Source organism: Bacillus sp. EB01 (genome assembly GCF_000613125.1).
Taxonomy (GTDB): domain Bacteria; phylum Bacillota; class Bacilli; order Bacillales; family Cytobacillaceae; genus Bacillus_D.
The window spans coordinates 1,466,934-1,486,681 of record NZ_HG964497.1; the positions used below are offsets into that span (position 1 = coordinate 1,466,934).

The 19,748-nt window shown below is 42.0% G+C and carries 14 protein-coding genes; 6 read left to right on the forward strand and 8 right to left on the reverse strand.

The genetic code is table 11. From position 1 onward, the window contains the following. Positions 1–168: 168 nt before the first annotated feature. The 4 genes from TY16_RS06580 to argH all read left to right on the forward strand — a co-directional run bounded on the left by TY16_RS06580 (position 169) and on the right by argH (position 5,660). Positions 169–1,203 (forward strand): alpha/beta hydrolase, encoded by a 1,035-nt coding sequence (locus TY16_RS06580; protein ID WP_081772906.1) that lies wholly within the window; start codon positions 169–171, stop codon positions 1,201–1,203. Positions 1,204–1,228: 25 nt separating this feature from the next. Beyond that, positions 1,229–2,371: a serine hydrolase domain-containing protein gene (locus TY16_RS06585; RefSeq protein ID WP_043931025.1), complete on the forward strand. Its 1,143-nt coding sequence runs from the start codon at positions 1,229–1,231 to the stop codon at positions 2,369–2,371. A gap of 432 nt (positions 2,372–2,803) precedes the next feature. After that, positions 2,804–4,312 (forward strand): Na+/H+ antiporter NhaC family protein, encoded by a 1,509-nt coding sequence (locus TY16_RS06590; RefSeq protein ID WP_043931026.1) that lies wholly within the window; start codon positions 2,804–2,806, stop codon positions 4,310–4,312. A gap of 19 nt (positions 4,313–4,331) precedes the next feature. After that, a complete protein-coding gene (gene argH, locus TY16_RS06595) occupies positions 4,332–5,660 on the forward strand; it encodes an argininosuccinate lyase (protein ID WP_043931027.1) in 1,329 nt (442 codons plus the stop codon). A gap of 90 nt (positions 5,661–5,750) precedes the next feature. Here argH and TY16_RS06600 read toward each other — a convergent pair whose 3' ends face one another. Continuing rightward, the gene (locus TY16_RS06600) at positions 5,751–8,543 is read right to left on the reverse strand and encodes an FIMAH domain-containing protein (protein ID WP_052342623.1); all 2,793 of its coding nucleotides are present in this window, start codon (positions 8,541–8,543) and stop codon (positions 5,751–5,753) included. 475 nt (positions 8,544–9,018) lie between these two features. Here TY16_RS06600 and TY16_RS26095 point away from each other — a divergent pair, with 475 nt between their 5' ends. Then, positions 9,019–9,174, forward strand: a complete 156-nt coding sequence (locus TY16_RS26095) for a hypothetical protein (protein WP_155922165.1) — start codon at positions 9,019–9,021, stop codon at positions 9,172–9,174. Between the two features lie 148 nt (positions 9,175–9,322). Here the strand turns inward: TY16_RS26095 and TY16_RS06605 are convergent, their stop codons facing one another. The 7 genes from TY16_RS06605 to TY16_RS06635 all read right to left on the reverse strand — a co-directional run bounded on the left by TY16_RS06605 (position 9,323) and on the right by TY16_RS06635 (position 16,712). Next, positions 9,323–10,276, reverse strand: a complete 954-nt coding sequence (locus TY16_RS06605; RefSeq protein ID WP_043931029.1) for an acetylxylan esterase — start codon at positions 10,274–10,276, stop codon at positions 9,323–9,325. A gap of 393 nt (positions 10,277–10,669) precedes the next feature. Continuing rightward, on the reverse strand, positions 10,670–11,644 hold the full coding sequence (locus TY16_RS06610) for an acetylxylan esterase (RefSeq protein ID WP_043931030.1): 975 nt from the start codon (positions 11,642–11,644) through the stop codon (positions 10,670–10,672). 16 nt (positions 11,645–11,660) lie between these two features. After that, on the reverse strand, positions 11,661–12,479 hold the full coding sequence (locus TY16_RS06615; RefSeq protein ID WP_231505574.1) for a MurR/RpiR family transcriptional regulator: 819 nt from the start codon (positions 12,477–12,479) through the stop codon (positions 11,661–11,663). 21 nt (positions 12,480–12,500) lie between these two features. Further along, a complete protein-coding gene (locus TY16_RS06620) occupies positions 12,501–13,331 on the reverse strand; it encodes a carbohydrate ABC transporter permease (RefSeq protein WP_043931032.1) in 831 nt (276 codons plus the stop codon). After that, positions 13,332–14,207, reverse strand: a complete 876-nt coding sequence (locus TY16_RS06625; protein WP_155922166.1) for a carbohydrate ABC transporter permease — start codon at positions 14,205–14,207, stop codon at positions 13,332–13,334. Positions 14,208–14,273: 66 nt separating this feature from the next. Beyond that, positions 14,274–15,602, reverse strand: coding sequence for an extracellular solute-binding protein (locus tag TY16_RS06630; RefSeq protein ID WP_043931034.1), 1,329 nt, complete (start codon positions 15,600–15,602; stop codon positions 14,274–14,276). Between the two features lie 411 nt (positions 15,603–16,013). After that, complete coding sequence (locus tag TY16_RS06635) at positions 16,014–16,712, reverse strand: N-acetylmannosamine-6-phosphate 2-epimerase (RefSeq protein WP_043931035.1); 699 nt, start codon at positions 16,710–16,712, stop codon at positions 16,014–16,016. A gap of 248 nt (positions 16,713–16,960) precedes the next feature. On the opposite strand from TY16_RS06635, the gene TY16_RS06640 reads away from it, so the two are divergent. Further along, positions 16,961–19,282: a hypothetical protein gene (locus TY16_RS06640; RefSeq protein WP_052342624.1), complete on the forward strand. Its 2,322-nt coding sequence runs from the start codon at positions 16,961–16,963 to the stop codon at positions 19,280–19,282. Positions 19,283–19,748: the final 466 nt, after the last annotated feature.

The following is a 19,748-nucleotide window of genomic DNA, read 5'->3' on the forward strand; positions in this document are numbered from 1 at the left end:
CGAGCTATTAATTAGAAGCCGAGAATTGCCCCTGCTCCATATAAAATTAATTCGGAGATTTTGAATTCAACTCAGATGGTTTTCAGCATTCAAACAAACGATTGATTGATGGTAGGCAATCTTATATAATCCATACGAAAGGGTTAATTTTCCAGGGGGTGTGGTGTATTGAAGTTATTGGCGGTAAGACCGGATTTTGTGATACGAGGAGGTGGAATTGACTCAGTTGAGGAAGTGACCCTTGGCGGAGTGTCCCAATCCATCTTAATTCAGGCAGAAAATCCTGAGAATCCTGTTCTTTTGTTCCTTCATGGAGGGCCTTCGATGCCGATTCCGGGGATTGCATCAAGAGGAAAGGATTATACAGTTGCAACCAATACAAAGGAATTGGTAAAACACTTTGTTTTAGTCTTTTGGGACCAAAGAGGAACAGGAAAATCATACCATCCCAACTTATCCGACACCGGCTTTACCATTCGGCAATACGTTTCGGATGCAAATGAACTGACCGATTTACTCAGGAGCCGTTTTACTAAACGTAAAATCTTCCTTGCCGGCCATTCTTGGGGCAGTGTAATCGGACTGCACCTGGCGAGTGAACATCCTGAAAAGTTCCACTCTTATGTAGGCATTTCCCAAATCATCAGCTGGACTGAAAACGATCGCTTGGCTTTAAAGTGGGCGAAAGAACAGGCTAGAATAAGAGGGAAGAAAAAAGCATTGAAAGAGTTGGAATCTGTCGGGCAGCCCCCATTTTTAAACAGCTATAAGCAGTGGAGCCTTTTAAGAAAATGGCTGATAAGATTTAATAGTATGGTTTACTCGGATGAACAAGTCAAACACCCTGGTATGTTGAAATCCTCAAAGGAATTATTTCAGTCGAAGGATTATACACTAAAAGATGTCTATAACACATTTGTTAAAGGATTTCAGCAAGTGTACAACGAAAAGATGGTCATGATTCGTGATCTATACAGTTTTAATTTCAAGGATTCAATAAAGAAACTCGACCTTCCAGTCACATTCCTGCATGGAGACAAGGATGGTCATGTCAACGTACTCCCAGTCCTCAACTTCTATGAGAGTATAGACTCAACATTTCCCAAAGACCTTTATACCCTTCCGAAAAGCTCACATCTTTTCCACCCAGACGACACCAAACTCATCGAAGGTCACCTTATTAATCAATTAAAATATAAATAAATATAAAATCCTAAGAGGTGTATCCATGGATCAGAAACAGGTACAAGTAATAATTGAGGATTTTTTCAGGAAAAAGGTGCGCAATGACCCCAAACTTAAGAATGCGATATTACTCGTTCATTCCGAAAAGCTTGGTATCAACTTGAATTTAGCAGAAGGAATGACGGGCACTACACCTGCCAATGAAAATCAGCCTTACTATATTGCGAGTGTAAGTAAATTATTTGCAGCTGTTCTCACTGGAATTCTCGTTGAAAAAGAAAAACTGTCGTTCGAAGATCCAATCTCTTCTTATATAGATCCTGACCTGTTATCCAACCTTCATGTCTATAAAGGTATTGATTACACCTCTCATATTAAGATTAAGCATTTACTCAATCATACATCTGGTTTACATGACTTTATGGAGGATAAACCCAAACGAGGCAAAGCAATGCGCGAGTTAATGTTTGATGAACCTGACCGATCCTGGACGCCGCGGGAGGTCATTCTATGGTCAACGGAGCACTTAAGTGCCCACTTTCCTCCGGGAAAAAGGTTCCACTACTCTGATACCAGCTATCACCTTTTAGGACTCATTATTGAAAAAGTAACCGAGGTACCGTACCACGAGGCATTGCGTCGCTATATCTTTGAACCATGCGGGATGGTCCACTCTTCTTTTTCCCATTATTCAGAGCCCATAGTAAAAAGTGAATACCCTCTGGCCAAGTTATATGGCCGAAATATAGATATCTCCCAGCACAAGAGTCTAACCATCATGTTTGCAGGTGGAGGAATCATTTCCACCACAACCGATCAGCTAAAGTTTATGAAAGCATTGGTCAATGGGATGATTCTTAAGAAAGAAACGTTTGAAAAAATGAAAGACTGGGCTAAATTTTTTATGGGCATCGATTACGGTTATGGCTTAATGAATGTAAAAACCATTCCGATTCTAATGCCTGAAAAGTACAATGCCTGGGGAAATGCCGGCTCCACCGGCACATTCATGTTCTACCACCCGACCACCGAAACATACATCATTGGCGGATTAAATGAAGTAACCTATGGACCGAAGGGTATCCGTTTTATGTTAAAAATTATCGATAAAGTAACAAAATGCAAAGAGGACAGTTTGGCTAAGACGGACGGTTCTACTTCACCGAAGGAACCGCTTAAGCTATAAAACAAGCTAAAAAGCGTTAAAATGATTCAGTTTTTAAAGATTACTATTATTAGCTTAAGCCCAATTGTTCGCTGACAATTGGGTTTAAGCATGTATTTAATCACGAAATCACTGGAAACTTTAGACACTCATGCATATCGAAAAAATAATTACTACTCTTGTTTTTTACGCGGACGCCAAAACGTAAATACTGTCTGTCACTTCTCGTGTCTGAATCCAATCCAAATTATAGCCCCTTCATTCCTCACTCTCCCCCCTAGCAAAGCAGAACCGCCCTTTCTATAGAAATGAATAAAAATACACCTTGGTTATAATTATATTTAAATAACGTATTGCAATCTCTCTATTTATCGAATATAATCGATTTTATTGTAAATTTAATAAATTTACTTTTTTATATTTATGCATTTTATACAAAAAGGGGAAATGGTTATGGAACACTTGGGCTGGATATCTTTAATCCCACCTATTATTGCAGTCGTACTTGCAATTATTACGAAGAATGTGATTGTATCTCTATTCTCAGGGGCTTTTATTGGAGTATTGATTCTCATGGGCGGAAATCCTATTAAGGCAACAACAGAGACAATAGGAAACTACTTTTTTCCGTTAGCGGCGGATAGCTATAATGCAGCAATCATTGTATTGTTATTCTTTATCGGTGGATTTGTAGCGCTTATGGAGAAATCCGGCGGGGGCGCCGCTCTTGCCACGAATACGATTAAATTTATTAATACGAAGGCCAAAGCACAAATTTCCGCCTGGATCGGCGGAATTATCATCTTCTTCTCCGACTTGGGCACACCGCTTATTGTCGGTCCAGTTTTTGAAAAAATCTTCGATAAGGCGAAAATTTCAAGAGAAAAACTTGCCTGGATTATTGATTCAACCTCTTCCCCGGTCGCAGTATTAGTTCCGTTTATTGGCTGGGGTGTATACATTATGGGTCTCATTCAAAAGGAATACGAAGCGCTGAATATTACGACATCTGAATTTACGACTCTAGTTCAGGTGATACCTTTTCAATTTTATGCGATTCTCGCTGTTGCTATGGTTCCGTTAATTGCTCTCTCTAAGCTGGATTTTGGGCCGATGGCAAAAGCTGAGCGAAGGGTCCAAACGACTGGAGAATTGTACTGGCCGGAATCCAAGCCATTAAGGAGAGCGGAGAATAGTGAACAAGGAATCAAACACCAGCATGCAATCCTAATTTGGCTGCCATTGTTAGTATTATTGGTTACCCTGTTCAGTTTATTAATTTCATACGGCTTCCCATTTGAGCCAATTCCAGGAAATGATTTCAGGGTTGCCTTAAGTACAGCCTATTTATTCGCCGCAATTTCAATTATGATTTTAATGATTGTTTACAAGGTGAAAAAATTCGGTGATATTTTCAACATCTATACAACCGGTATGCAAAAAATGGTTTATGTTGCTGCTACCCTCATCCTTGCCTGGTCACTTGGTAAAGTTATGAAGGAAATGGGCACTGCTGAATTTATTGTTGAGGCAATGGACGGAAATGTCCCTGCATTCATTATTCCAGCCGTTTTATTCCTAGTCGGAGTTCTTATGTCCCTTGCATCTGGAACATCGTGGGGAACATTCGCAATCATGCTGCCAATCGCGATTCCGATGGCTGTTGCACTCGATGCACATTTACTGGTTTGTATTGGAGCTGTCCTTTCAGGAGGAATATTCGGCGACCATAGTTCACCTATTTCCGATACAACGATTCTATCTTCAACAGGAGCCGGGTCCGATCATATTGACCACGTGAAAACACAATTTCCATATGCTGTTCTTAATGCATCGATTGCCTTAATCGGTTATATCGTTGCAGGGATAACAGGCAGTGCGCTTACGTTAATTTTAAACTTTGCCTTGCTTATCCTGGCTATTTTTATCCTATCCAAGGTTTATAAAAAGAGCATGGACTAAGTGAAGGAGTTGGAATGTAATGAAATTATGGGGCGGGCGCTTTACAAAGCGGGCAGATCAAATTATGGAAGAGTTCAATACATCTCTTCCTGTTGATCACAGACTTTACCATCAAGATATCACAGGAAGCATTGCTCATGTAAAAATGCTTGTAAAATGTGAATTGCTATCAGAGTCAGAAGGAATTCTGCTTATAGACGGCCTCCAATCTATTTTAAAAGATATAGAGTGTGGCGTTTTAAAAGTAGAAGGCAATTATGAAGACATTCACTCTTTTGTCGAGATGAATCTGACAGAAAGAATTGGCGACACCGGCAAAAAGCTGCATACAGCCAGAAGCAGAAATGACCAGGTAGCTGTCGACATGAGGCTTTATGCCAAACAAAAGGCAGAGGAAGTGATTGCTGCCCTTCAGCAACTGATCGATTCTTTAAAAAACAAAGCAGCTGATAATAATGTCATTATGCCTGGATATACTCATTTGCAGCGTGCCCAGGTTGTCACATTCAGCCATCACCTTGGCGCTTATGTCCAAATGTTTAGCCGCGATAAGAAAAGAATCGGCAATGCCATGGAAATATTGGATGAAAACCCACTGGGCTGCGGTGCGTTGGCGGGAACTACACATAACATAGACCGTCAAATCACGACTGAACTTTTAGGGTTTTGCAAGCCTGTCGATAATTTTCTGGACGGAGTCAGCGATCGTGATTACTTGCTGGAATTGATGTCCGGTTTCTCCATCACGATGATGCACTTAAGCAGATTAAGTGAAGAGTTGATTCTCTGGAGCAGCCAGGAATTCCGATTCATTGAAATGGATGATGCGTACTCAACAGGCAGCAGCATTATGCCGCAGAAGAAGAACCCTGACGCTGCGGAATTGATTCGAGGAAAAACAGGAAGAGTTTACGGCTCGCTTTTCTCCTTATTGACAACCCTTAAGGGCTTGCCGCTCACATACAACAAAGATATGCAGGAAGATAAGGAACAATTTTTCGATGCCCTTGATACCGTAATGGACTGCCTTGAAATCATGTCGAAAATGATTGATACCCTTCAGGTCAAGGAAGATAACATGAGAGCAGCTATTAAAGCAGGCTTCCTAAACGCTACCGAGGTTGCGGACTATTTGGTGGGGAAAGGAACTGCATTTAGGGATGCCCACGAAATCGTCGGAAAAATCATCATCTATTGCGAGCAGCACAAGAAAAGTATTGAAGACCTAACCGTGGATGAACTAGCCAACTTCAGCACCAGCATCTCAGATGATATTTACGAATACATCGATTATGAAAATATACTAAACAAAGGAAATAAGAAACTTTTAAAGCAAGTTACACAATAAAAGAGTCAAGCGGCGGTTCGCCAGCCGCTAAAAGAAAATCCTCCTTCTGTTGATACCAGAGGGAGGATTTTCTATGCCTAGAAGCAATATCTACTTAATCTTTTTCTCTAAACTAATATAATCATAGTAAACAGTCCCGATTTGAAAGCTTGTAGTATACGCTATTACTCTCGCATATTTTGCATTTTCAGGAGCGATTCCCTTCGCTTGGACCTCTTCCCATTGTCCCAGCATGACCTTGAAATGATATGGATGCTCTGATACCTGACGATGATTCTCATCAAAATAGCGGAGCAATATACTGCCTTCGCCTTCCTCTACAAATACATTTGCGGACATCGTATATTCCTGCCCTGGCTGAATTGTAATTTCATCACTCATCAGCGCAACAGAGCCGTTTCTTACTTTATCAACAATTTTCAAGCTGTGGCTGCCGCTTAGACTTTGCTGATTTGAGATTTCATAGTAGTTATTGTCTGTAACTGCAAACATGGAACGCCATCCAGCAAGTTGCCCACTAACAACCGGCTCCTCAAAGCTTGGATTAACGACAGGCAAAGCTTCAGTTGGCGGTTCGCCTTCAGATGATAAAATGCTGATCATTTTTTCGGCTTTCGTATTAAACACGTTCTTGGCAGTATCGGAAATATACTGTGCCATATCCGGATTGTTTAAATGCTTCACGAAATTCCCCATATGTTTAATTGCCTGTTCTTTATTCCCCTTAAGTAAATGATCTTCCGTTTGGTTTAATGCATTTGTCAGCTGAACTGCAAGAGGATGGCCTAATACACCGGAATTCTGATAGTTGCCAATCAGTGAGTGAAGACCTTCATAACTCGTAACCTCAATTTTGTTCAAGTATGTTCGGTTGGAACCTAAAATATAATAAATATTTCCGTCCTCGCCAAAGGTGAAGTGGTGGGCCGAATTTGTAACAAGCTTGCTTACTAAAGTCTCAGGATGAATCATCGTTAAGTTCTCATCAAAATTTGCAAATAGCATTCCGTTTGACCACTTTAAATCGATTGGCTGCCAAGGGCTATAAAATAGCACTCCATCCGGGTAAATCTTTTTGCTTTTTACAACCTCTAATGTTTCAGGGTTTAACGCAAAAATCATGTTGTCTGCTGCGCCCCATAATAATCCGTCAGGACCGAATGACAGTTCACCTATGGTATGCGGATTGTTAAGGCCTGGAATTTCAACAGTCGTTTCCTTAAGCTTTTGTTCGTTTTCAACGTCCCAAACGAAAACTTTAGCCTCTTGTGCTGTAGGGTCAATACCAAGGCCCCCGTTTATTGTTGTCGATCCGTATACAAGACCGTCTTTATACGTAAGACTCACAACGCTATGATCTTGAACAACATTCCTATAAACCTTATACTTTTCTCCTTCAGCTGCCGGGTCATAAATGGTCAGGGCACCGCCAAGTTCTCCATAGAACGGTACACTGCCGATGAACGCTTTACCATCAGCCGCATGGATATCAATGATTCTGTTCTGGTTATCACCTAATACAAACAAGTCCCTTGGGTTCGAAGCGGATGCTTCCTTCGTTGTATCATACTCAACAATTTTTCCTTCAGGATAAACGCCTACGAGCACTTTGTCACCAAGAGTTGCCATGCTATCCCCCTGGCCAAGTGCAAACGACCTTGTAGAACCATCACCTGGATCGTAAATAGCTCCTCTCGATGTTTGGACACCGCTCATGTATAAGTTGCCATCAGGACCGGCTTCAACTCTGGCCATTGTAGCAGCTGTACCTCTTACAACAGATGGCCGCTCAACCACCTTTTTTGTTTCAATGTTAAAAATATAAATGGAACCGCTGAAATTCACTGTTACAAGACTTTTTCCAGGAAGAGCGGGATCATCGAATTCAACCCAATCCACTCCTCTAAAACCACTGCCGTACTTCATACCGCTATCATGAATCTCTAACGTTTCCAGATTAATATATTTTAGTGCATTGCCCCCTAAATCCATATAATAGACATTTCCATTCAGTGACTCTTCCTCCACGTGAAGTCCCCTGACCTTCGGAATGACAACATCCAGCCATTCTTCTGTCACAGTGTCATAGATATATCCGTTCGAAGAAAGCTCATAGCGGATAAACAGATACCGGTTGTCTACTCTATTCATATCATAAACATGCCCCGGTTCATTTAACGAAGCTGCAATTTCCGTTTTTTCACCAGTGGCGATGTTGTATTTCACGATTTTGCTGTGGCCAGTTCCTGCATAAATATTTCCATCAATATAAGCCAATGACCGGATATGCTCCTGCGTAATTTCGGGATTCATCTGGCCAAAATCTGTTACCTTATTCGCATCCGGATTATATTGAAATACCTTCCCGCTTGGGTATGTTCCGACATATACGTTTCCATCCGGATCAGAAGTAATTGAAAATGGATCTGATTGGCCGGCAAATGTTGTTACGACCGAAGCCTGCTTCGTAACAGGGGAGTATTTCCAAAGTTTTGCTCCTCCACCACTTGTCGCGATATACAAATCGCCATCAACGGTTACCTCATGGGCCCATGTATTTTCAGAATTGGTTAAGTCGATTACTCGCAATAGCTTGTTCGTATCTAAATCAACCACATTCAGCTTGGCTGGGGTTCCTCTCGTCGTCGTAAACATGACGTTTTTGCCATCTTCCTTCCCGACGGTCCCATTAAAAATACTTACGGTTGAATTGAGCGGAGTTAACAGTTTTTCGGGTTCACCAAAATACGTTTTAGTCAATTCTTCCGGAACACTGTTGGTTTCTGCAGAAGCATGTCCTGGAGTGTGAAACGAAGCAGAAAATATGATGGCAATGGCTGCGGCTACAGCAAACAATTTGGTGATTAATTTGTTGATCTTCAATATGTCCACCTCACTTTAATTTTTTACACGGTAAGCGCTTTCAAATAATACAGGGTCCCTCCTTCCCATAAAAAAAGAACCATCAAAAAAGGTGTTAAATTTTTGATAGTTCATCTTCATTATGTTAATTTTGGTTTTCACACGTTTAAAAGACAAGTCTATTAAACGTCTTTAATATTTTCTATGTGTTGGGAAATTTTTTTGTGCTTTAAAAACCAGTTTAATTTGCGGTGGTTCATTATTACTATTATTATAGTTAATCTCGATGTACAACACATCAAAAAATCAGCATCCACTATATTTCGTCAATATTAAGACATTCTATTTATTTCGCGGAAATCAATAGACTTGTTTAACCACAGCCAAAAATCAAATAAAAATGATAATATAGACCTTAATTGGAACAAGCGGCAGTTGCTGTTGGATCCCTTTCTATCGGAGATTATAAAAGTATTAAATACCAGGAGGTTTTATCTTGAAAAAGATTCACTATAACAACCCAAAGGTTGCAAGCTATCTATTAATCGGTAGTATATTCTTTATCTTAGGGTTTTCTAAGGGCCTTACCTTCTTTTTATTAGGAGCCATTTTAATTCTTAATGGTATCAGAGAAAATAAAAAGCTTTCTTAATAGTTTGGACCTCAAAAAATGCGAAAAAGGAAGCACGAGAGCTTCCCCAGCCTTCCTACGAATTAATTCTAACAGTTTTGATATTAATTCGGCGGTTTTGAAATTAATTCGGCGATTTTAAAATTAATTCGTCGGTTTTGAATTTTACTCAAAGGTTTTCATTCACAAAGGTAAGCGTGTCATCAAGATGAACCGTTAAACTTGGTGCGTTATGCCCTGAAAAAGGGTTAATGACCATGCTCTTGTCTGCTTGAATGTGGTTGTATACTCCGTATATCGTTTGCGGAGGACAAACCGGATCCTTTAGAGCGGCTGAAACCCGAATCCTGCTTTTAATCATTGAGGCGAAATTCAGATTATCAAAGTAAGATAGATTGTCGAATATGTGCTGTATCTTTTCTGGATACGCTGCTAAATACTTTTCCAGGCTAACGAGTGATCCTTCGAGTTTTTGCTGAATGGCCAGCTCAATATTGCACATATTCGGAACATCCGCGATAACCAGCTTGGGCCGTTGGTCTAAAGCTGCTACCGCTAAGGCTATTCCGCCGCCCATGCTTGCCCCGTAAATACAAATACGGCTTTTATCGATTTCCGGCCGTGAAAAAATAAAATCGATTGCACGCTTATTATCTATATACACCTTTCGATAGTAATACTCGTATTTATCTAAAATACCATGCAATATCCATGTTCCATTGGTCCCTGTCGTATAGCCCGAAATATCCCCGCTAGCCCCGTGCCCTCTCGTATCAATGGCCAGAACCGCGTACCCCTGGATAACCCATTTTATATAATTCGAGATAGACCCTTTGTCACTACCATAACCGTGATAACAAATGACACAAGGCACCTGATCCCCACTTAGTTCCTTTGGCAGAATATAATATCCGTATATCGGATTTCCCCCAAACCCTTGGTAGGAAACAGCATAGGCTCTTATCTGCTTAATTGGATAGTCGACTTCCTCCAGAACACTATTTAATGGAATTTCAGCAGCTTCTTTTAGACTATCCTCCCAAAAAGAATGAAAATCCTCCTTTTTGGTTAAAGGAGGCAAATAGGTTTCAAACTCTTTCAATTGGTTTTCAAACAATAGCAAACTAATTCCTCCCAACAGGTAAACGGACCCCGCCTAACATACAAACAGACATACCGTAGGATATATATGTTGTCCATAAAAAGGCCTATTCAAAGTGGGTGGTTGCGGCGGGGGCTGTGGTTTGACCGATAAGTTATTTTTTGGACCGATAAAAATTTTACTAGACCGATAAACCGGAAAATCATTCGATAAAAAGAACGAACAGGACCCAAATATGTCGATTTGGTAAAAAATGTAACAAGAGCTTGAATTGCCTTATCTTCAACATGTTGGAAAAAAGGTTTTAACGTTATCTCGCTGGTAATATCCGAATAAGCGTATCTTTATAATTAAGCCCTGGCCACGAAACCGCTCGTTAAGAAAAGGAAACGACAATTAGCCCCCCCCTTTATCCTATTTGCCGAAAATCTGCTCGTAGATGAAGGCGACTTTCTTTTCTTCGTGGAATGGGTTGTGTTCATGGATATATTGTGGATATGCGACAATGGTTTTGGTTTGGCTCGCTATATGGTTAAACGCTGCATAAGCAGATGATGGCGGTGTAGTTGAATCTTCCAGGCCGATTCCGATTAATACCGGCACGAAAATACCCGGGCAAAAATGCAAAGCATCGACATAACCAAGCGTGTCCAGAGCAGCTGACTTCATGCTGTTGTCCGGATTATGGAATTTTAAAAAGTTGATGATTTCCATATATGGGCCAGTTAACGCGATCTCAAGTGCTCGTTCAAAATGAGTCAAAAATGGCCAATCACAAGCAACAAACTCAACGTTCTCCTCCAGGCCTGCTGCAACAAGGGCAAGTCCTCCTCCCTGGGAAGCACCATTGATCCCAAAGACTGTCGGCTTTACAGGCGAGCCATCCTTAACCCATTCCATTTGCGCAATGATGTCACGGTAAACATTTGTATAATAGTAGTTTTCTTTTTCAAAAATACCAAGCGTCATCCATCCAGTGATTCTGCTGCCATTCGGGTAGCGTGCGTAATCCGGTGATTCACCTTGTCCCCTTACATCAAATGCAATTACGGTTATCCCCTGGAGGACATATTTTAAGTATTCCGATGGCAAGCCCCTGCTCCCCGTATAGCCATGAAAACATAACAAGACCGGCCCTTCCCCAACACCCTTTGGCCGAATTAGATTTCCCTTTATTGGGGTTCCATCCCAGCTATGAAGCGTTAAGTCAGCAACTTCGACCGCAGGCAGCGGGTAATCAGTCCACTGAACATCGACACGAAAGCTGGACCGTTTAATCAGCTCTTTCTCGGCTTCCCAAAATTGATCAAAATCAGCCGGTTTATTCACCAACTTGGGTGTATAAGAACGCAGCTGTTCTAAAGAAAAATCTCCTACATTTCTCCCCATCCAAAAAGCACCATCCTTAATACATCTTATCTGATACAGCTTTTGCAGTAACTTTACGTACGGTTTGTGCCATGTCTTCTCTTTTGTTCATAATTGTTGAATGCAGGATGTCAATTACAGATAATTGAGCGATTTGCGAGACGATTGAGCTTCCTTCGAGCGGGCCTTCTTTTGATGACGTTAACAGGACAATATCCGCTAATTTTGTGATTGGCGATTTTCGATTGCTGGTAATACAAATGATTTTTGCTCCAGCCTTTTTGGCAATTTCGAGGTTACGGATTGTATCTTTTGTACTTCCCGAAACAGAAATCCCAATCGCACAGTCATCCTCATCTAACAATGAGGCGCTTATCGCTTGAAAATGGCTATCCTGCTTGGCGTCGCAAGTAATTCCGATTCGTGTAAAAACATTGACTGCTTGCAGAGCGGTTAAACTTGACGATCCGACCCCAAAAAAGAAGTTGTTTTTCGAGAAAAGCATGATTTGGACTGCTTTTTCGACCTGCTCTTCATCCAGCAGCTGCCTGCTTTCCTCGAGAATTTTCAAATGCCTCGCTGCTGTCTTGCTAATAATCGACTGCTCGCTTTCTACTGGTGCCGCCATCATAACAGTTTCCTGTGCGAGCGCCAGTTTAAAATCCTGAAAACCTGTAAAGCCAATCTTTCTGCACAACCGCAAAACCGTTGTTTCCCCGACATCAGCTTTATCGGCCAATTCGGTTACCGAACAATAGATAATATCATTAAGATTGCCTACTATATAATCGGCTGCCTTTTTCTCGGTTTTTGTTAAGCTATTATAGTAGCTTTTGATTTTTAAAGTGGTAGACATCTTCGTCCATCCTTCGTTCATTTATTCTTTAACGGCCCCGGCAGTAGACCCTTCAATCAGCCGCCTTTGGAAAAGCAAATAAAACAGCGTTACCGGAATGAATGATAATACAAGCCCGGCATAAAGGGCACCCCAGTCGGTATGGTATTGCTGAACCATCATGATGTTGGCAAGCTTTACCGGCAATGTCTTTAATTCATCGTCGGTAATTAAAATCAGCGCCAGGATGTATTCATTCCAGATTCCGACAAAATTAAATATTGCCGCGGAAATAAGGCCTGGCTTTGCCAAAGGAAACATGACCATCCAAAACACCTTGAAAGGCCCGCAGCCGTCAATAATAGCTGCTTCCTCCAAAGAATCGGGAATTTGATTAAAAAAAGCAATCAACATAAATATTGTAAACGATAATGAATAGGCAATATACACCAAAATCAAGCCAGGGAGGCTATTGACAAGCCCAAGGTCATTCATCAATAAAAACAGCGGAGCCATTGCCAAAAACGTTGGCAGCATCAATCCCATTAAAAATGTATTTTGAACCGCTATCCGGAAACGGAATTTTTTCCTGCTCAATACATAAGCTGCCATCGCGGAAATGATGACAATCAAGGTTACTGTTATGAGTGTAACAATAACGCTATTAATAAATCCAATTCCCAATCCAGCTTCATTCCAAGCGTTCAGGTAATTTTCAAACGTTATTTTTTCCGGAAAAGATAATGGTTTTAATAAAATATCTGCAGATGATTTGACTGAGTTCACAAAAACCCAAATGACCGGGATGATGATTAATAATGATAAAAGAATCAGGAATACATGGCTGCCAATGTTTCGAAAAATTTTACTCATCTAGCCTTCCCTCCTGGTAACCCTCAACGTCAACAGCGAAGCAAACAATGTAAGAATTAAAAAGATAACTCCCAGTGCTGAAGCATAACCAAAATTGAAATTCGAAAACGCCTGCTCATAAATATAAAGCGAGATTGGCTGGGTCGATCGGTTCGGCCCTCCGCCCGTCAACAATTGCGGCATTTCAAATATTTTGATTGTATTAATCAATGTAAAAATAGTAACGACTTGTAAAATGTCCTTCAGCAACGGAATCGTAATATAGATGCTCTTTTTAAATTTAGTCGCACCATCAATTTCAGCCGCTTCAAGGATATCCTGCGGAATATTCAGGATTGCCGCGAGAATGAGAATGCTGTAAAACCCTACCATTCCCCATACATTAACGAAAACAACACTGCCGAAAGCCGTTTCTGTCCTTCCGAGCCACTCTGTCATAAGCGAGTCCAAGCCTATCACATCAAGCAATCCGTTGAACATTCCGTTAACCGGATTCAAAATCGTGGACCAGAGCATCGCGATGGCGACCCCGGGAAGAATATATGGAAAGAACGTAATCGATCGATAAAGATTCAGCCATCTTGTTTTTAAAAAAGAGGAAATCGCCAGGGCAATGACGACCGATAACACCAATACGACCGGGACCTGGATCAATATGTATTTTCCTGTTACCTTCAATGTGTTGATAAAAATGTCATCCTCGAGCATCCGCCGATAATTATCCATTCCGATAAACGTCTTTGTTCCAAGTCCGCGCCAGTTATATAAACTCATTAGCAACGCATTGAAGGATGGATAAAGCACAAATAAAAGATAGAGGGCGGAGGCTGGCAGTAAAAACACGGCAATTGCCCATCTTTCGCTTCTGTTTCTCAAAAACTCACAACCTTTCAAAACAGAGAGGCCCAAGAACCCTCAGACCTCTCCGCAAAAAATATGAAATTACCAGGAGTATGTTGCTTTTTCTATATTGTCATCATTTCGGATTTGTTCTGCGAATTTCTCTGCCTGCTCCGTAAACTTTTCTGGAGTCAGTTCACCAAGCATAAGGCTTTGATATATATTGTTCATGTTGCCGACCAGTTCAGGATAGTTATCGTTAATTGCTGTAGGCGCATAAGAACCGCCTGCATCCTGAAGGACTTTAAGTGCGCTCTTTAATGGCTCAGACTGAATCGCATCTTCTGTATTTTTTACAACACTGGCAAGACCTTTAGAAGAGACCATTTTCTCAACTTCTTTCTCGCTGGAAAGGAACTTCAGGAACTTAATTGTTTCGTCTTTGTTTTTCGAGCCGCTTGGAATATACCAGGCACCGCCCCATCCTGTGGACACTGGAGCAAGCTGCTCGCCTTTGCCGCCAGGGAATGCAGGCTGATTGAAGGCGCGAAGCTTGAAGTCAGCAGGAATAACATCCTTCATTTCGCCTTCAAGCCACGAGCCAGCCATAACAAACAAAGACTTGCGCTGGAAGAACAATGTTTGCGCTTCGGTGTGGGACAAGCCGAATGTTCCTTTCAGGAATAGACCTTCATCAACCATGCGTTTTGATTCTTTCGCAGCCTCAACAAACGCAGGCGATTTCCAGGCGCCTTCCTTCAGGTTAAACCCATCCAAAAGTGCCTGCTTGCCGCCGATTCTTTCAACAAGCGGCAGGTACATTCCGAAGAAATAGTAACCTGGGTGCTTTCCTGGCACTGAGAAAACAGCAATTCCCTTTTTATCAGCCTCGGCCTTTAACTTATAAAGGTCTTCCTGTGTTTGAGGAAGCTCCCATCCATTGTCTTGGAAAAGCTTCTCGTCGTACCACCAAATATAGCCCGGTGAAAAGATTGTTGGAATTCCGTATGTTTTGCCATCCTTCTTTTGGTTGAATTGGCCTTGCTCAAACGTATCGACCCATTTTTCATCGCTGTCATAAGCCTTTTCTTCTAGCGCATCATCAATCGGCTCAATCATTCCATCTTTAATAACACCCTGGATATCGAAGCTTGGTCCAGGAACCATCAAATCAGGGACATCTTTGGATAAAAATCTCGTTTGCAGCTGAGTGTGGATGTCCGGGCTTGCGGTAATCTTAATGTTTACATTCTTGTTTTTCTGCATATAGGCTTTGGCTGATTCCTTCACCCATTCTGAGCCAAATCCGCCTTCAAACATCATAACCTCAATATCCGCCTTTTTATCTCCGCCTTTGCCCGAGCTTCCCTTTGAGCTACAGCCCGCAGCAATGACCATCAAGGCAACCAACAGCAACAAGAACTTTTTCATATACATCCCCTTTTTCGTTTGGATTTTTATTGTGGTACACATCCTGTATCATTGACCTCTTGCCTATGTAAATTAACTAAATGCGTCCACCTCCTTAAATCGGGCATACAAATCGTCTGCCCTATATCACTTTTGTAAGCGCTTTTATTTACTTTTAGGTTAAGCTCTTAAATTTGACTGTTGATTTCCGCTCCGGCGCTTCGCTTTCCGCGGGCGGCCTGGGAGCCTCCTCGGCGCTAGCGCCTGTGGGGTCTCCCACTGACCTTTTCTCCCGCAGGACGTTGAATAATCATCCTTGAAAAAGCACCGCAGGAGAAAATGCGTTTTTTGCATTTTCGAACGAGTCTTCGCGCCTTACGCTCCAATCAACACTATTAATAGTCAGCAATGCTCTTTTAACCAAGCCAAAGGTTAATCTATCTTTTTGGTAAGTAAGATTTCTTTTGCAAAATGTTTCGTAATCTCTTGCGGCCTGGTGATTGCCGAGCCGACAACAACTGCAAAAGCTCCTGCCCGGATGCATTCCGCTGCGAGTTCAGGCGTATTCACTCTCCCCTCGGCAACAACAGGGCATCCTGCTTTTTCTACTAACGTTGCAAGAAGATCTCTATCAAATTTCGTAATGTGCTCAGTGTACGGAGTATATCCAGCCAGAGTTGTAGAAATCACATCACAGCCTAACTCGACTGCATGCAGCCCTTCTTCAACGGTGGCTATATCAGCCATTAATAATGTTGAGGGAAAGGTTGACTTAATCTCTTTTACGAAATCGTCGAGCTGTTGTCCACCTGGGCGAACCCTGAAGGTTGCATCAAAAGCAACAATATCGGCACCGGCCGCAACTACCTCTCCAACTTCTTTAATAGTTGGCGTTATATAAATTTCACTATCTTGATAGTTTTTCTTATATAAACCGATTACCGGTAAATCGACCGCCTGTTTGATTTCTTTAATATCGGTCGGACTGTTTGCCCGTATCCCAACGGCTCCACCTTCCTGGGCCGCAATCGCCATTTTACTCATGATAGTTGATCCGTGTAATGGTTCTTCTTCCAAAGCCTGACAAGAAACAATCAACCCTTCTTCAAGTTTCTTAAGTATATAATTCATGCTGGCACCTCTCATGTTTTATTTTCTTTGAAATTTCATTTTGAAAAGGTGAATCTCTCCACCTATTCTATATAATACGGATATTATTTTCATCGTCTTTTTGCGTCTTAAATGTGTCGAAATATTCAAACAACATTGACGCTTATACAGCTCCCTCTCTAATATGTAGTTTGAAACAGAAATAACTAGTAAGGAGGATAGAAAAATTTAAGTAAGCGTTTACAAATCGAGGTATAGGAGGGATTTTCTTGAAATCAAAGATTAGTAGGTTTACTAGTTTATTAGTCGCAGTCGTCCTTTTTTCATCAGCACTGCCTTATTCAACTCCGTTCGCTAATGAATCCACTTTCTCAGTTAAAAATCAATTTGAGGATGCGGTGGATTTAGGAGAAGCGGTAAAAAGCCCGCTGTCACAGATTGCCGCATATGGCCAAAACAGCAAAGGCGAGAATTTGCAGTACATAGCCATCACAGGCTCTCCCGCGGTATTTTATGTTGTAAATGCTGAAACAGGCAAGCGTATATTCTCACAGCCGATTCCTAACTCAGACGTTATCTGGGCGATGACCATCGGCAGCGACAATAATGTTTATTTTGCAAGCACTCAAAACGGTGTCCTGTACCGCTATCTCCCGGAAGAAAACAGGATGGAAACAATCGGGAAAAACCCTTCCGATAACTTTGTCTGGGATATAAAAAGCAGCTCGGATGGAAAAATCTACGGAGCTACTTATGATGAATCAAAAGTGTTTGAGTATGACATCGCCAGCAAAACATTCAGGGATTTGGGGCCAATGAAAGAAGGCGAGAAATATGCCCGTGGCCTTGGTGTAACCGACGAGTATCTGTATGTGGGGATTGGCACGACTGCAGGTGTGGTCCGCTATGACAGGGAAACCGGAGAAAAAACGGAAATACCGACTCCTACGTCCGGTAAAGCCTCAACCATTTTTTCCGAAGTCGCCATCTATAACGGCAAACTCTTTGTCTATGCGGGAGCAGACTTGTATGTTATAGACGAAGCAACCGGAGAACATATCCGGACAATGAAATTCCAAAGCAAAATCTCACCACCGTCCCCTTACAACCCAGATCTCATCTACTACAAGCTTCAGGGTGACTTGTTTTCCTACAACACGGAAACCGATACTGTTGCAAAAGTAGAAAACATCCCGTCTCTGCCAAGTTCGACAGCAGTTAAGGCACACAGCTGGATTACATTGAGTACAGGTGAAACCGTTTTGGCAGGCATGACCGCATTTACAGATTCATTTTTCTACAATCCGGAAAATAATGCATACTCTGTTCATTTCCCGGATGTGGACGCCCAGGGAGCAGCCCTCCAAGCCATCGCTGTAATTGATGGTAATGTCTATTCCGCCGCCTACCAGCGGGGAATGAGCATTTACAACGAAGAACTTCAGGACTATACCTATACAAACTTCTCCTTCCACCAGGCGGAGGGCATTCATGAGTACAATGGCAAGGTGTATTTTGGAACGTATACTGGCGCGAAAATGTACCGTTACGACCCGAAATTGCCAATTGATTACAATGAAACCGGTAAAGCGAATCCGGGGTTATACCTCGATATCGAGGACGAGCAGGACCGCCCGTTCACAATGACTACCGGTGAAAACAAGCTCTTCATTGGGACCATTCCAACTTATGGAGTGAATGGCGGTGCATTGACGATTTTGGAAGAAAAAGAGGCTCAAGACGGTACAGTTGAAGTGGAGTCCAAAACGTACCGGAATATCGTTGAAAACCAAAGCGTTTTCGGTCTTGCCTATAAGGACGGTAAAGTGTATGGCGGAACATCCATTTATGGCGGCCTTGGCATCGACCCTGTTGCCGAGGAAGCAAAAATGTTTGTTTTCGATGTGGAGAAAGGTGAAAAAATAGCCGAATTCACTCCGGAAATTCCAGGTTTGGAGGACACACCATTCCAGAACATCGGAGAATTGTCATTTGGACCGGACGGCCTGCTTTGGGGAATAATTGATGGCACAATCTTTGCGATGGATCCGGAAACCTATGAAGTAGTGAAAAGCAAAGAAATCTATGAAACTACCTTCCTCTCATCCAAGTGGCGGCCATTCTATCTTGTGTGGGGCCCAGACGGAAATCTCTACACGACGCTAAACCGAAAGCTGACTGTCGTGAATCCGGAAACACTCCAGTCCGAGCAGCTGGTCGAAGGTACAGTTGATTTAATGGATCTAAGTGAAGACGGCAGCATCTATTATGGGAAAGGTGCCAACTTGTATAAAATCCCGGCAAAAGTCGATCATATCGAGCTAAAAGTTGACCAAAAACTCGTTACCGCCAAAGCTGTCCAGCCAACCGCAACCGCCCATATGGTAAACAGCGCGAAGGTGGAATTGCCGGACAATCAGTATTCTCTGTCTGTAAGCAATCCAGATGTTGTGAAAGCAGATGACAACGGCCAGCTAATCGGATTGAGGCCTGGAACTTCACTCGTTACAATTAGCTCCGAACTTAATGGTAAAACCTATACCTCCAACGAAGTACGGGTTACCGTTGCTAATGGAACCCGAGGTAAATAGGCACAGCTAAAGAGATGCAGGACCGTTACTGTTTACCGGTTTGAGTCTAGCCTAGTGGTTACCTAAAGCGGACCGTTCCCCTTGGATGCAAGTCTTTATTGAAAATAAAAGGTGCGGCCACCAGCCCATTTAAGGGAAGGATGCACGCACCTTTTTTATTTGATTTGGGATCAATAATGAGGTATGTGGAAAGTTATATTTGGTGCATGTCACTCCCCGGTAATTTTCTGACTATTCACCCTAACCGATAACCGTAATACCTCCAGGTTCCTCACAACATACGTCCAGTTGTTGCCAACTTTTATTTCATTATAAATAGAAGCCTTCCTCCTTACATTTGCATTTCCTTTTCGCGACAAAAAAAAAGCGCAGAGCGCTTAACATATTACAGAGATCTTTTTTTCCCACATCTTACACATTCATCTGTGTAGTAACTAAACTTGTGGTTACGACGAAAAAAACAGAT

Coding starts and splice junctions, on each gene's coding strand:
- TY16_RS06635 (WP_043931035.1), bottom strand. CDS start 16,712: ATGAATTATATACTTAAGAAACTTGAAGAAGGGTTGATTGTTTCTTGT.
- TY16_RS06590 (WP_043931026.1), top strand. CDS start 2,804: ATGGAACACTTGGGCTGGATATCTTTAATCCCACCTATTATTGCAGTC.
- argH (WP_043931027.1), top strand. CDS start 4,332: ATGAAATTATGGGGCGGGCGCTTTACAAAGCGGGCAGATCAAATTATG.
- TY16_RS06585 (WP_043931025.1), top strand. CDS start 1,229: ATGGATCAGAAACAGGTACAAGTAATAATTGAGGATTTTTTCAGGAAA.
- TY16_RS06620 (WP_043931032.1), bottom strand. CDS start 13,331: ATGAGTAAAATTTTTCGAAACATTGGCAGCCATGTATTCCTGATTCTT.
- TY16_RS06610 (WP_043931030.1), bottom strand. CDS start 11,644: ATGGGGAGAAATGTAGGAGATTTTTCTTTAGAACAGCTGCGTTCTTAT.
- TY16_RS06615 (WP_231505574.1), bottom strand. CDS start 12,479: ATGTCTACCACTTTAAAAATCAAAAGCTACTATAATAGCTTAACAAAA.
- TY16_RS06630 (WP_043931034.1), bottom strand. CDS start 15,602: ATGAAAAAGTTCTTGTTGCTGTTGGTTGCCTTGATGGTCATTGCTGCG.